This is a genomic window from Taibaiella sp. KBW10, from assembly GCF_003852495.1.
Lineage (GTDB): Bacteria > Bacteroidota > Bacteroidia > Chitinophagales > Chitinophagaceae > Edaphocola.
Window position 1 is genome coordinate 1 of the sequence record NZ_QAJI01000005.1, and the last position, 12,539, is coordinate 12,539.

At 39.7% G+C, this 12,539-nt stretch carries 16 protein-coding genes; 5 read left to right on the forward strand and 11 right to left on the reverse strand.

Translation table 11 applies throughout. The features are described from left to right. Together DBR32_RS15850 and DBR32_RS10565 are read left to right on the forward strand one after the other, a co-directional pair. Nucleotides 1–148, forward strand: a 148-nt coding sequence (locus tag DBR32_RS15850) for a T9SS type A sorting domain-containing protein (RefSeq protein WP_148089215.1), incomplete at its 5' end; no start/stop codon positions are given. A 187-nt stretch (nucleotides 149–335) separates the two neighbouring features. Continuing rightward, nucleotides 336–1,238, forward strand: coding sequence for a fibronectin type III domain-containing protein (locus tag DBR32_RS10565; RefSeq protein WP_124636305.1), 903 nt, complete (start codon nucleotides 336–338; stop codon nucleotides 1,236–1,238). 216 nt (nucleotides 1,239–1,454) lie between these two features. Here DBR32_RS10565 and DBR32_RS10570 read toward each other — a convergent pair whose 3' ends face one another. The 9 genes from DBR32_RS10570 to DBR32_RS10610 form a co-directional block, all read right to left on the reverse strand. Next, on the reverse strand, nucleotides 1,455–1,796 hold the full coding sequence (locus DBR32_RS10570; RefSeq protein ID WP_124636306.1) for a phosphomannose isomerase type II C-terminal cupin domain: 342 nt from the start codon (nucleotides 1,794–1,796) through the stop codon (nucleotides 1,455–1,457). A 92-nt stretch (nucleotides 1,797–1,888) separates the two neighbouring features. Further along, nucleotides 1,889–2,434 (reverse strand): DUF420 domain-containing protein, encoded by a 546-nt coding sequence (locus DBR32_RS10575; protein ID WP_124636307.1) that lies wholly within the window; start codon nucleotides 2,432–2,434, stop codon nucleotides 1,889–1,891. Between the two features lies 1 nt (nucleotide 2,435). Next, entirely contained in the window at nucleotides 2,436–3,125 is a 690-nt protein-coding gene (locus tag DBR32_RS10580; RefSeq protein WP_124636308.1) for an SCO family protein, read from the reverse strand. Between the two features lie 20 nt (nucleotides 3,126–3,145). After that, entirely contained in the window at nucleotides 3,146–3,598 is a 453-nt protein-coding gene (locus DBR32_RS10585) for a cytochrome C oxidase subunit IV family protein (protein ID WP_124636309.1), read from the reverse strand. A gap of 54 nt (nucleotides 3,599–3,652) precedes the next feature. Then, nucleotides 3,653–4,411 (reverse strand): cytochrome c oxidase subunit 3, encoded by a 759-nt coding sequence (locus DBR32_RS10590; RefSeq protein WP_124636310.1) that lies wholly within the window; start codon nucleotides 4,409–4,411, stop codon nucleotides 3,653–3,655. Between the two features lie 136 nt (nucleotides 4,412–4,547). Continuing rightward, a complete protein-coding gene (locus DBR32_RS10595) occupies nucleotides 4,548–5,135 on the reverse strand; it encodes a cytochrome c oxidase subunit 3 (protein WP_124636311.1) in 588 nt (195 codons plus the stop codon). A gap of 17 nt (nucleotides 5,136–5,152) precedes the next feature. Beyond that, nucleotides 5,153–6,064: a heme o synthase gene (gene cyoE / locus DBR32_RS10600; protein ID WP_199724464.1), complete on the reverse strand. Its 912-nt coding sequence runs from the start codon at nucleotides 6,062–6,064 to the stop codon at nucleotides 5,153–5,155. A 79-nt stretch (nucleotides 6,065–6,143) separates the two neighbouring features. Further along, entirely contained in the window at nucleotides 6,144–6,470 is a 327-nt protein-coding gene (locus tag DBR32_RS10605) for an iron-sulfur cluster assembly accessory protein (RefSeq protein WP_124636312.1), read from the reverse strand. Nucleotide 6,471: 1 nt separating this feature from the next. Then, on the reverse strand, nucleotides 6,472–7,617 hold the full coding sequence (locus DBR32_RS10610; protein WP_124636313.1) for a cysteine desulfurase family protein: 1,146 nt from the start codon (nucleotides 7,615–7,617) through the stop codon (nucleotides 6,472–6,474). A gap of 116 nt (nucleotides 7,618–7,733) precedes the next feature. On the opposite strand from DBR32_RS10610, the gene mce reads away from it, so the two are divergent. The 3 genes from mce (at nucleotide 7,734) to recA (ending at nucleotide 9,809) form a co-directional block, all read left to right on the forward strand. Continuing rightward, nucleotides 7,734–8,138, forward strand: a complete 405-nt coding sequence (gene mce / locus DBR32_RS10615; RefSeq protein WP_124636314.1) for a methylmalonyl-CoA epimerase — start codon at nucleotides 7,734–7,736, stop codon at nucleotides 8,136–8,138. Nucleotides 8,139–8,366: 228 nt separating this feature from the next. Continuing rightward, the gene (locus DBR32_RS10620; protein WP_124636315.1) at nucleotides 8,367–8,678 is read left to right on the forward strand and encodes an HU family DNA-binding protein; all 312 of its coding nucleotides are present in this window, start codon (nucleotides 8,367–8,369) and stop codon (nucleotides 8,676–8,678) included. A gap of 141 nt (nucleotides 8,679–8,819) precedes the next feature. Further along, nucleotides 8,820–9,809 (forward strand): recombinase RecA, encoded by a 990-nt coding sequence (gene recA, locus DBR32_RS10625; RefSeq protein WP_124636316.1) that lies wholly within the window; start codon nucleotides 8,820–8,822, stop codon nucleotides 9,807–9,809. 149 nt (nucleotides 9,810–9,958) lie between these two features. On the opposite strand, the gene gldN is transcribed toward recA, so the two are convergent. Then, complete coding sequence (gldN, locus tag DBR32_RS10630; protein ID WP_158605957.1) at nucleotides 9,959–10,855, reverse strand: gliding motility protein GldN; 897 nt, start codon at nucleotides 10,853–10,855, stop codon at nucleotides 9,959–9,961. Nucleotides 10,856–10,890: 35 nt separating this feature from the next. Beyond that, complete coding sequence (gldM, locus tag DBR32_RS10635) at nucleotides 10,891–12,486, reverse strand: gliding motility protein GldM (protein WP_124636318.1); 1,596 nt, start codon at nucleotides 12,484–12,486, stop codon at nucleotides 10,891–10,893. Nucleotides 12,487–12,539 lie beyond the last annotated feature (53 nt).

Genomic DNA, 12,539 nt, shown 5'->3' on the forward strand with positions numbered 1-12,539 from the left:
TTACAGCCTCGATGGCCGGTTATTGTTACAGAAAGCTCTTTCCGCTACACAGGCGACTATCGATATCAGTACACTGCCTATAGGTATCTATACCGTAAAGATTACAGATAACAACAGCACAAAAACAGTAAAGCTTATAAAAGAATAACCTATGCATTAAGGGAATGCACCTTGCATTCCCCCACCATACCCGGAGCACTATGTTCCGGGTATTTTTATGTAAGGAAAGGTATGTGCATACGCATAAAGACAAATGAAGAAGTGGATTAATTATATCACAATGTTGTTAATATTTAATATATTTATCAAATCGTTCACTTTTAAAATTTTATTTTATGAAAAGATGGCTTTACCTAACCTTTCTTTTTGCACTTGCAAGCACCTCTTTTTTATCTGCACAAATTGGAATAGTCGACTGTAGATGTGTTCCCGTATCCTCTGTATCGATTAGCAATATAACCACGACAAGCGCAACGGTCACCTGGGTTCCGACTTTTAATCAATCGAGGAACTGTATCTTCGTCATTGACATCCAGAATTTAAGCAATCCTTCCGCATCTGTATCTTTACAGGTGAGTGGGACAACGACTTATAATATGCCCAATCTCGCTCCGGGAAACAATTATAAAGTAAGTGTTTATATCAATAATAATACCTCAGGATGTGTGGGTAGACCGGTAGATGCTTCTTTCACCACTTTAAGCAGCACTTATTGCTCCTCCAGCAGTACGACAACACATAGTTACCTCACCTTACAGTATTTAAGATTGAACAATGGTTATATAGGCATGTCTCCATCATGGATCACCCCTAACGGGTCTATTAGCGCACCAAGCACCGGCAGCCCCTATGTATTTATAGCCACCCCGGTTAATGTGCCTAAAAACACGGTGATCACCAATGATTTCGGAATATATTACCAGGCACACACTAACACAATACCACCATACATACTTTATCTGAACATATGGATCGACTTTGATAATAACGGGGTATTTGATAGCTACGAGCGTGTAAGCAGTGGCAGCCTGACCAGCAGCAGCTCAACCCCACCAAATACAATGGGAGGCGGTGTTTCTTATGCATCAGCTGGACAAATACAATCCATAGCCATCCCCAACATGACCGCATCTAATGTACGGGCAAGGATGACCTTAAGTGTCAATCAAAATGTAGGCCCTTGCAGTAGTTTCGCAGAAGGGCAGGTGGTAGATTTTAAAATAAATATTATTCCTTAAGGAGTAAAATGGGCGAGTGATTGGCCAGGCCAACGTGTGTACTGATTTACCCCTTAATGTTATGCCCCACAACAATAAGGGTGCAAACACATAAAGGGTATCGTGCTGAGCAGGCAATAATGTCCGCTATAAAGAGCGTACTTCTTCTTTAAGGCACGAAGCCTGTATATAAAAAGCCACGCTGATATAGCGTGGCTTTTATTTATATTTTAGCTGTTAAATTCTTTGATAGTCGTCATCTAAACGGATGATGTCATCCTCTCCAAAATAAGTTCCGTATTGGATCTCAATAATGGTCAAGGGCGTATCCTGTTTATTTTCCAATCGGTGTTTTGCTCCTTGAGGCACCCTGAATACTTCACTTGGCCCTAAGGTATATACTTCGCCATCAAGGGTAATCGTCGCCTCTCCCTCAATAATCGTCCATATTTCTGAGCGATGATGATGATACTGGTAACTTAAGCGGCCTTTGGGTTTTACTTCAATGCGTTTCACTTTATGCGTTGCGGCGTCTTCTAATACCCAATATTGTCCCCAAGGTCTGATATCTGTTTCCATAATACGTTATGCTTTCTGCTAAATGATAGATCCGAATGATTTCTTTTTCTAAAACTGAAAATTCGGAAAAAATATTATAAAAAAAAAGCAAATTATGTATAATATGGAGAAATCATAAGATAAACGACCACACCGGTTACAGAAACATAGAACCACAAGGGCCAGGTGTATTTTGCAATCTTACGATGCCGTTCATTTTCGGCGATAAGTCCCCGATAAGCGGTAAAAAGAATAAAAGGCAAAATAACCGCTGCCAGTATGATATGAGTAATGAGGATGAAATAATAAATGCCTCTGATCACACCTGTTCCCCCATATTTAGTATCTCCTGCCCATAGATGATGGGATATATAGGATAACAGGAATAAAACGGATAATACGATGGCCAGTAAGATTGTATTCTTATGTAGCTTTATATTGCGTTGTTTGATAGCAATAAGTGCTACCACAAGACAAACAGAGACCAAAGAGTTGATGATGGCATTGGCCAAGGCAAACTGATGTACATTAAAGCTAAAAGGATAAGGTACTTTTAACGCTTTACTATCCAGCAATACTACTGCTCCAAAAATAATTATGGAGACCAGGATGATCCAGAATCTCGCTCTTTTGTCGTTCTTCTTAATTAAAGGTTGCATTCTATTTTTTGTTTTTACGTTTTTCCAAATCCAGAAGAATCACGCCATCTGCTATTTTTGCAAGCGCACGCGCATCCATACCATCATAATACCCTCTTATATTCCTGAAAGTATCTACTAAAACAACCTGTTGGGAATGAATGAATTCATCCGGTGTTTCGGCATCCAGTTTCAGGCCCAATTCATTCTTCGCATAATCGAATATAGCATCCTTATTACCTGTCAGGAACCACCAGCGATCATGTGATGTGGTATATTTATTGGCATACTGCCGCAATACCGGAACACTATCATTAGGATCTACAGAGATACTGACAAACTGCACGAGGTCTGTACTCTTTTTATCAAATGCCTTTACGACTCCTTTAATGTTTTGTGTTAATGCAGGACATACAGTAGGACATTTAGAAAAGAAAAAATTGATGACCAATATTTTTCCCTTCAAATCCTTGTTAAGGCTTACTTGCTGGCCTAACTGATTAGTCAGGTTAAGGTCTTTCAGGGTGTGAAATACGGTATCATATTGCATTTCCCCTTTCACGATATGGCTATCTACCCGATCCGGTCTATAGAATCGAGGAATGTTGAGCGCATTAGAAACGGATTTATTATAGTATAGGAAAAAAGAAAGCGGAAGCAAAACTGCCACCGCTATTCCTATTATAAATCCTTTTGACTTTTTTGAAGACATCAGATTATATGTTTAAAAGATTAATGGCCGCCAACAAGTGCTTTAATCGTATGGCCAAAGGTTTCGTTGATGCCCAGGTGATACGTAGAATCTACCAGGAATACCGTAGCCATCCAGAAGACCAACATCATTGGGAAAAGTACAAATTTTGCAAACGTTCTAGTTTCATCACCTAAGTGCATGAACACCTTTACAATGTAATAGGCCTTTAACATCGTAAGGGCTACAAAGAAGGTAATAACAAAAATATGATGAATGCTCGGGTTAGAGAAATACAAACCTAAACCCACTGCAACTTCGATAATGGTAATCAAAGTAAGGATACCGGTTACTTTCCAGATCTTCTTTACTTTAGCCTTACTTTCAGGAGAATTCAGATCCTCATGATGTGCTAATACGTCTGAATATAATTTCGATTGATCTAATTCGTATAAGTGAGTTAAATCGTGTGCGTCTGAATGATGATGAGACATAATTTTATGATTGATAATGAATCTTAAATATAATTGCTGTTACCCATTTTTCTATTACAACAAATAGAAGAAGGTAAATACGAATACCCAAACTAAATCTACAAAGTGCCAATACAAACCTACTTTCTCGATCATTTCATAGTGACCTCTGTTTTCGTAGGTATTGTTCACCACATTCAATAGGATAATGATGTTGATGATCACACCCGAAGTTACGTGCATCCCGTGGAAACCGGTAATGGTAAAGAAGTAGTTATAGAATTCATGAGTGGCGCTTAGCGCAACTTCCGGCGTCTTCGCTAAAGCATCGGCCACATAAGGCTTATGCGTATTAAAGAGGTGTTCAAAAGAACTAACCGGCGTTTTAGCCAAATCATTATAAGAATCCCACCAGGCACCTGAATGGTATAAGTGCGTCCACTCCCAAGCCTGACAAGACAAGAAGATTACCCCACCAATAATAGTCCAAAGCATCCATTTGATTACGCCCGCTTTATTATTAGCGTGACCGGCATGTACTGCAAGCACCATGGTTACAGAAGATACGATCAGGACGAAAGTCATAAAACTTACAAACACCAAAGGGGCATTCCAACCTTCAAAGAAAGGTACAGAATGGAATACATGGTTCGGATCAGGCCATATTTTGTGCATGAATCTGTTGGAACCCATAGAAACCAGCAAACCACTGAAAGTCAAGGCATCAGACAACAGGAAAAACCACATCATCATTTTACCATAGCTCAACTTAAACGGCGACTGTCCTCCACCCCATACAGAAGGGGATTTAGCATTTGTTGTTGCGTGTGTCATAATTTTGTAAAAACAATTTTATAGGAATACTTCTAAGCTAATTTACTTTAAATTGGGTGCAATTTAGTAATAGAAATTCACTTTTCTTGTATTTTTGTTAAAATATTTTTTATTGTAATTGGTCCTCATACCTGTACTAGCGGTACATCAGCAAGAATACGTACAGATATAGCCATAAGATATCGATAAAGTGCCAGTAAGCACCCAGGATTTCCAGGCCAACAGGACTTTTTCCTTTATTAAAAAAGCGGTTCTTAAGCAACACCACAATAAGGGCAATAATCCCGCCAAGGATGTGCACCAAGTGCGCTCCTGCAATCACATAGAAAAAGGAATTGCTCACATTGCCATTAATTCTGATGTTATGTGCATACATCTGCTTAAATCCTAAATATTGCAATACCATAAAGGCAATACCTAAAATCAGCGTCAGGATCATCAATAAGTTATACCGGCTAAAGGCTTGCTTCTTGTAGGCCTTCAAACCCAAAAAGTAGGTAAGGCTACTCAACAGGATCACGATGGTAGATACGGCAAATATCTGAGGCATTTCAAATTGCTCCCACATCCCTTGTCCGCGACGCACCAGATAACCACTGGTAAATCCCGCAAACATCAGCAGGATGCTGCCCAGCGCAAACCACATCGCAAATTTCTGAGGATGAATTTTTCTGGTTGGTGCAGGTATATGTACCGGAACAACCGGATCTTTTACTGTTTCCATTATGGCTAAAATTTAAATTATAATTTATCGTAAAGAAAGGCAAGAAATACAACGGGGATGTACAAGAATGAAGTGTACATCAATCCTTTGGCACTCGAATTATCGCTTCTGCGGTAAAACATATAAGAAGCTGCAAAGTAAATGATCCCAAAGATAATGGCGACCCACATAGATAAGGTGCCGCTCAAATGAATGGCATAGGGAATCATACCCAAAGGAATCATGGTGAGGCTATAATACATGCACTGCAGCCCGGTATATTTGGTTTTACCTGCATGGCTGGGTAACATACGAATGCCTGCTCTTAAATAATCATCATAACCCACCCAGGCGATTGCCCAAAAGTGTGGAAACTGCCAGAAAAATTGAATAAGGAATAAAGACCATCCCCCGAAATTTTCAATTCCGGATAAGGACCCTGTAGCTGCTACCCATCCGATAAGTGGTGGAAAAGCACCGGGTATAGCCCCTATAAATGTAGAAATCGGATGTATTTTTTTCATCGGTGTGTAGGCAAATCCATATAATAATAAGGATAACAGGCCTAACATACCCGCGAGGAAGTTAAAGAAATAGCAAATAATAGCGACCCCTAAAACCCCAAATATGATCACCAAAACCCAGGCTTCCGGTGCTTTCATTCTGCCATCAGGCAAGGGCCGGTTTTGGGTACGGTGCATAAATTTATCACTTTCCCGTTCTAATATTTGGTTGATGATATTGGCGCTTATGGTGATCAGGCTACTCCCAATCGCCATAAGCACGGCTGTATGCCAGGTAAACCCGGCATGGGGTGCCAGTAAATAGCCTATAATACTGGAGTATACGACCATTATGCTCAACTTCGCTTTCGTAAGTTGTAAATAGTCTTTTAATTTAGACGGCCGCGCCTTTTTGTCTTGTTCTGTGATTTGCACTACGATACCCAATTTCAATAAATATTTCTATTATCAGGGCACAAAATTAAGGCTTTCGGTTGGATAAAGTTTTAAAATAAAGGCTTATTTTTTATACCGCAAAACTTTCGCCGCAAGCACAGGTACGGCTTGCATTAGGGTTGACAAAATGAAATCCTTTACCATCCAATCCGTCCGAGTAGTCAAGCGTGGTATCGCAGAGATACAGGAAGCTTTTAATATCAGTTACCAAGGTAATGCCTTTATCGACAAATACCTGGTCACCGGATTGTGGCTGATTATCAAAATCCAGTTTATAAGATAGCCCGGAGCAGCCTCCGCCCACAACACTTACGCGTACAAAAAAGTCTGCTGCAAGCTGCTCATCTTTCTGAATTTGGTGTACCCTGTCTACTGCTTTATCGGTTATATAGATCATTTTATGACTTAATTTTTAATTGATTTACGGCCTGCGTTATTTTTCCGGCCACTATTTCCGCTTCTTCCATGGTATTATATTGCCCGAAGCTGAGGCGTATCGAACCCTCGATCACTGAAGGAGGCAAATGCATCCCTTCCAACACATGCGAGGACTTCTGCTGCGCCGACGTACAAGCCGAACCCACGGAAAAAGCAATTTCATTATTTAATATACTCACTAATCGTTCAGCCTTTATCCCTTCAAAAGCAATGTTGAGTACATGGGGCAGACGGTGATGTACATCGCCGTTCTCTACTGCTCCTTCCAGCTGCAACAACTGCTGTGCTACCGCATCTCTAATTGCTCCGATCTTTGGTATCAGGTTTATTCTGTTTTCCTGACTCAAAGCTGCCGCCTTTCCTAATCCTACAATCGCCGGTACATTTAAGGTGCCGCTTCTAAACCCATTTTGGTGCCCGCCACCATCCATTTGGGCGATCAGCTGTACCCTTGGGGAGCGCCTGCGGGTATATAAAACACCAATCCCTTTGGGTCCGTAGAATTTATGCGCACTTAAAGCCAGCAGATCAATGCCATCTTCCTCCACATTCACGGCAACTTTACCAATCGCCTGTGTCGCATCGCAAAAGAAATATACTTTATGCTTTTTAGCGATCATTCCAATCTCTTTTACCGGATGTAAAACACCCGTTTCATTGTTGGCATACATCAGGGCAATCAAAATCGTATCCGGTGTAAAGGCTTCTTCTAAAGCCTCCAAATCGATATGCCCTTCCCTATTGACCTCCAAGTATGTAATTCGCGCGCCTGATTGTTCCAAATGTGTACAGGTATCCAATACGGCCTTATGCTCTGTACGGCAAGTGATGATATGATTACCAAAACCCTTCATCACTTCAAAAACACCTTTCAGTGCAAGGTTACAACTTTCTGTAGCACCTGAGGTGAAAATTAATTCCTGCTCTGCTGCTCCAATCAAGGCCGCCACTTGACGCTTCGCTATTTGTACTGCTTCATCTGCCTGCCATCCCATTGCATGCGTGCGGCTGGCTGGATTACCAAATTTATGGGTAAAATAGGGCAGCATAGCCGCCACTACTTCCGGTGCACAAGGTGTTGTTGCATTATAATCCAGATAAATCACGCCGGAATTTCATTTTGATAAATATCTACAAAAGTAAGTGCTTTACTTTAGTTTTGTGTTTTGGTTTATATCACCTTTATTGATTTCACAATTTGTATTATTTATAATTTCCATTTATGTTTAAAAACGTTGAACATATTGGCATTGCAGTTAAAGACCTGCAGGCCTCCATTACGCTATTTGAAAAATTACTCAATGTAAAAAGTTACAAAACGGAAGCGGTAACCAGTGAGCAGGTAGAGACTGCTTTTTTCCAAACCGGAGAAACAAAAATAGAACTGGTGGCCTCTACTACAGCAGAAGGAACCATTGCCAAGTATATCGACAAAAAAGGAGAAGGTATCCATCATATTGCCTTTGAAGTTCCTGATATTTTAAGCGAGATGGCCCGGCTCAAAAATGAGGGCTTTCAACTACTGAATGAACAGCCTAAAAAAGGAGCCGATAACAAACTAGTTTGCTTCCTTCATCCCAAAACGACCAATAGTGTATTAATAGAATTGTGTCAGGAAATCAAGTAATAGCCTGCAATCCCCCTTTAATTCCTAATAAAATGTTGATTAACGAACTGATTAACATTGATTAACCTGATTAACGAAGATATTAACATTAATGAGCGCGTTAGCATTACATATTTTGCTATTTTTGTCTTTGTATATGACTTTCCGACCTAATCGTCATATTACATGTCAAAATATTTTTATGTTTATTTTTTTTATTCACTCTTTAACAATTGTACTACTTACCTTATGAGAAAAGCAGACATGGTAGCAAAAATTGCTGATAAGACCGGCATCCCCAAAGTGGATGTTCTCGTCACATTAGAAACCTTCTTTAAAGAAGTAAAAACATCGCTTACAGATGGAGAAGCGGTATTTATCAGAGGCTTTGGCAGCTTTATTGTGAAAAAGCGCGCCGCAAAAATTGGCAGAAACATTAAAAAGAATGTCGCCGTTGAAATCCCGGAACACTTGATTCCAGCGTTTAAACCCGCAAAAGAATTTGCCCAAAACATCAAGGAACATGGCAAGGCTGCGACCAGCGATGGGAATGATGATTAAAAGATAACAATGTGTACAGAAATGCCGCTTTATTACAAGGCGGCATTTCTTATTTTATTTTTTAATCATATAATATTGTGAACAACTTCTACAAAAAATTTTGAAGGGGAAATGTATCTTTGTTTTATAAAATATTAAAATATGTCAGACGAAAAACTGAAAGCGCTCAAGATGACGCTGGACAAGATTGATAAAGATTTTGGAAAGGGTTCTGTGATGAAACTGGGCGAAAAAAGCCAATCTGAGATGGAAGTAATCTCAACCGGCTCCTTAGGATTAGACATTGCTTTAGGCGTTGGTGGTTTACCTAAAGGCAGGATCATCGAAGTATATGGTCCGGAATCTTCTGGTAAAACAACTATTGCCATACACACAATTGCAGAAGCCCAAAAGGCCGGTGGTATTTGTGCTATTATAGATGCGGAACATGCTTTTGACGCCGGATATGCCCGTAAATTAGGGGTAAACGTAGATGAGCTTTTGATTTCACAACCGGATTATGGAGAGCAAGCTTTGGAGATTGCAGAGCGCCTTATTCTTTCCGGTGCATTAGATGTGGTGGTTATTGATTCCGTAGCAGCCTTGGTACCCAAGGGTGAGCTGGAAGGAGAAATGGGAGAAAGCAAAATGGGCTTACAGGCACGTTTAATGAGTCAGGCCATGCGTAAGCTTACGGCGGCAATTTCGCGTACAAATTGTACCTGTATCTTCATTAACCAACTGCGCGAAAAAATCGGGGTTATGTTTGGTAGCCCGGAAACAACAACCGGTGGTAATGCCCTTAAATTCTATGCTTCCATTCGTTTGGACATCCGTAGATCTACGCAAATCAAAGATGGCGATGTGGTCTTGGGTAACCGTACTAAAGTAAAAGTGGTTAAAAATAAAGTGGCACCACCTTTCAGAATAGCAGAATTTGATATTATGTATGGTGAAGGCATCAGCAAAATCGGGGAACTGATTGATCTGGGTGTTGAGCTCAATATCCTTACTAAAAGCGGCTCTTGGTTCAGCTATGGCGAGAACAAAATTGGCCAGGGAAGAGATGCTGTAAAGACCTTCTTACAAGATAATTCGGAGTTTGCGGAAGAGATCGAAGTAAAGATCAGAGAACAGCTTAAAACCGCATAATAAAGGTTTTAGATAAATAAAAAGGGGTGGAAAATGTATTTTCCACCCCTTTCCTATTGCAATGAACCAAGTATTGATCATTAACTAATGCCTAATAAAGAAAGCGGTCCAGCATATGCTGGACCGCTTTCTTTATATTATTTTGTGGATTATAATTCCCACATATCCATTTCTTTAGAAATGATATCTTCCATTGCTTTCTGACCTTGAATCAAGCCATCAAAACCACCTTTGAAATTAGCATTTTCTGGATTGTTGTGACTTGTTTTAATGATATAAGCAGAATAATAACTGCGATCAATATAATCTGTCCAAGTCATACGACGTACGTCATTTTCCGGATTATAAATCTCATATTGTGCTAATACATCTCTTGCATCAGGATAGTATACAGTAAATAAAGGAACTAAGTTTCTAAAAGTACCGTCATCGTTATATTGTGATAACATAGGTGTAATTGCGCGTACTCTTGGTATCATACGACCAGCATTACGATCAAAAATCCAATCTTCCTGAACACCGTAGGTCGTTACATCCAAAGGATTAAAGTTACCTTTAGACGTTTCCATGGTTTGCTCTCCCGTTATAGGATCGGTTACCATAACCGTCTTTTCCGACATCAGTTGCTTATCTACGTCTTCTACAGACATTGCACGTGTAAATTTATCGTCAGAATAAGCCTTGATTTTACCTCTGTGGATTCCGTCAATCAAAATCTCAACAAAAGCACCACCACCCGTATATTCATCACCTTCATAAACGAAAGGCATGTTTTGCTTTTCTTTTACATCGATACGTTTCCAAACGCGGCGTTTAAAGGCCACATCAATTTCACGTATATTATGCCATTGTAAAGCTTTGTTCTCGTGGTTTACCCGGTCAATCATACCATCTGGTACTAATGAAGGCTGCCATTCTTGATTTACATATTCTTTTTTGGGTGCCTGGCTATTGGCTCTATCCGCATTTAAGGGATTTTGTGCCAAAGCAGTGTTAACCATTAAAAGACCTGCTATAACTGTAGAATATTTCGCTAGGATGTTCATTTCCCTAAAATTTATCATAATTAAATTAAATTATACTATCGTATTAAGACATTGATCGCTCCCTTAGCCGGTCTTTCAGGGTTACCTGTACCTTTAACATAAATTTGTTCAAAGATATAACGATCTCCGGGTTTTGCTTTATTTAATAAGGCTTTTACCGCAGGGGAGTTTTCAAACAAAGGACCTGTTCCATCCGCATTTTCCGCTACATCATTACCTTTTGAAATGCGCAGTACTTTATATCTTGTTACCAAATATTGGAATTTAAAATCAAATCCCTCTAAAATAGCGGCCAAGCCTTTTTGTACTTTGAATTCACCTGCTGCCATAGTACCAGAACCATCAATACTACCCATTTTAACATTCGGTGTCGGGATAGATTTAATACGAATCAAACCACCACCTACTTTAACAACCTGACCAGCCTTATTTTTGGCAGAAATCGTGTATTCAACTCCTTTATAATTTGGCGTGGTTACTGTTACATTATACTGTCCGTTTCCTACTTTAGTAATTGTTGCACCAGGCATACTCCAGGTCACATCATCAATGTTATAACCAGAAGCGGATAAAGTAACCGGGTTGTCTACACCGATATACATTACATTCATGTAATCCAGTTGAAGAGAAGCACCAGCAGAACCTACTGTAACATTAAAGGACCAAGGTTGTGTTTCAACTCTTCCTGAAGCACCTTTTGCTTTTACGGTAATGGTACCTCTAACTGTTTGTACTCCAGTTCCGGATGCTCTGAACTTCACAGTACCGACACCATCTTTCACTGTTACTGCTCCTACATTAGAAGTTACCGTTGGCATAGCAGCTTTATTATAGGCAGCCATGGTAACATTTGCAGTGATCTCATCTCCGGCCAATGCGTAACTTGTGTTTGGAACGGCTACTGCCATCAAACCGTCAAATTTAATTACAGTAGGGTCAAAATCTTCATTTCCTACCTGGCTCATCAGCGTCTCAATCATTACACTCTCTGTATTTTTCACATCGCTTTGCCATTTAGAGAACAAAGTGATTGCTGCAATTACAGGGATGTTATGGAAGGTACCAAAAGACCAGTCTCCGCTAGGATTCATATCTGTTTTAGACATTTCACCCAATTTCAATGGAATTAATTTTTTCAGTTCTTCTTTAGTTTCTGCATTAGATCCTTTAGCCAAAATGCTATTAATATAAGCTTCTAATTCAGATTTTACTTTGTCTCCGTTTTTCTCTTCGATAAACATGCGGGAAGGGATATCGATATCATCCATAAATTTAACTTTACGGCCACCGTTACTTTCCTGAACCCAACCACCAGCTTTCGCTACGATATCAGATTTCCATTGTTCAAGTCTTGAGCTCATCTTATCAGACTCCTCTTTTACTTGCAAAGCTTTTTTGTATAATGAGTCCGCCCTCGGTTTCAAATCGGGCATTTTATCTGCAATATGTTCAAATGCTTTATATAATCTACTGTTTTTGTCGGCTATACCTGCATTAGAATTCTCAATACTCGTATTGATCGTACTAAATGCATCCAACACCTCCTTAGTAATATTCAATGCCAACATCGCTGTTAACACCAAATACATAAGGTTGATCATTAACTGCCGGGGCTCCTTAGGTATTGACATTCTTTTATTCTTTTTTTATTTAATGAAGAATTAAATTAATAAATGTTAAACAA

What these genes read in the sequence shown, in the direction of transcription:
- DBR32_RS10565 (WP_124636305.1), top strand. Translation starts at nt 336, where the DNA reads ATGAAAAGATGGCTTTACCTAACCTTTCTTTTTGCACTTGCAAGCACC.
- DBR32_RS10570 (WP_124636306.1), bottom strand. Translation starts at nt 1,796, where the DNA reads ATGGAAACAGATATCAGACCTTGGGGACAATATTGGGTATTAGAAGAC.
- DBR32_RS10575 (WP_124636307.1), bottom strand. Translation starts at nt 2,434, where the DNA reads ATGCAACCTTTAATTAAGAAGAACGACAAAAGAGCGAGATTCTGGATC.
- DBR32_RS10580 (WP_124636308.1), bottom strand. Translation starts at nt 3,125, where the DNA reads ATGTCTTCAAAAAAGTCAAAAGGATTTATAATAGGAATAGCGGTGGCA.
- DBR32_RS10585 (WP_124636309.1), bottom strand. Translation starts at nt 3,598, where the DNA reads ATGTCTCATCATCATTCAGACGCACACGATTTAACTCACTTATACGAA.
- DBR32_RS10590 (WP_124636310.1), bottom strand. Translation starts at nt 4,411, where the DNA reads ATGACACACGCAACAACAAATGCTAAATCCCCTTCTGTATGGGGTGGA.
- DBR32_RS10595 (WP_124636311.1), bottom strand. Translation starts at nt 5,135, where the DNA reads ATGGAAACAGTAAAAGATCCGGTTGTTCCGGTACATATACCTGCACCA.
- DBR32_RS10605 (WP_124636312.1), bottom strand. Translation starts at nt 6,470, where the DNA reads ATGATCTATATAACCGATAAAGCAGTAGACAGGGTACACCAAATTCAG.
- mce (WP_124636314.1), top strand. Translation starts at nt 7,734, where the DNA reads ATGTTTAAAAACGTTGAACATATTGGCATTGCAGTTAAAGACCTGCAG.
- DBR32_RS10620 (WP_124636315.1), top strand. Translation starts at nt 8,367, where the DNA reads ATGAGAAAAGCAGACATGGTAGCAAAAATTGCTGATAAGACCGGCATC.
- recA (WP_124636316.1), top strand. Translation starts at nt 8,820, where the DNA reads ATGTCAGACGAAAAACTGAAAGCGCTCAAGATGACGCTGGACAAGATT.
- gldN (WP_158605957.1), bottom strand. Translation starts at nt 10,855, where the DNA reads ATGAACATCCTAGCGAAATATTCTACAGTTATAGCAGGTCTTTTAATG.
- gldM (WP_124636318.1), bottom strand. Translation starts at nt 12,486, where the DNA reads ATGTCAATACCTAAGGAGCCCCGGCAGTTAATGATCAACCTTATGTAT.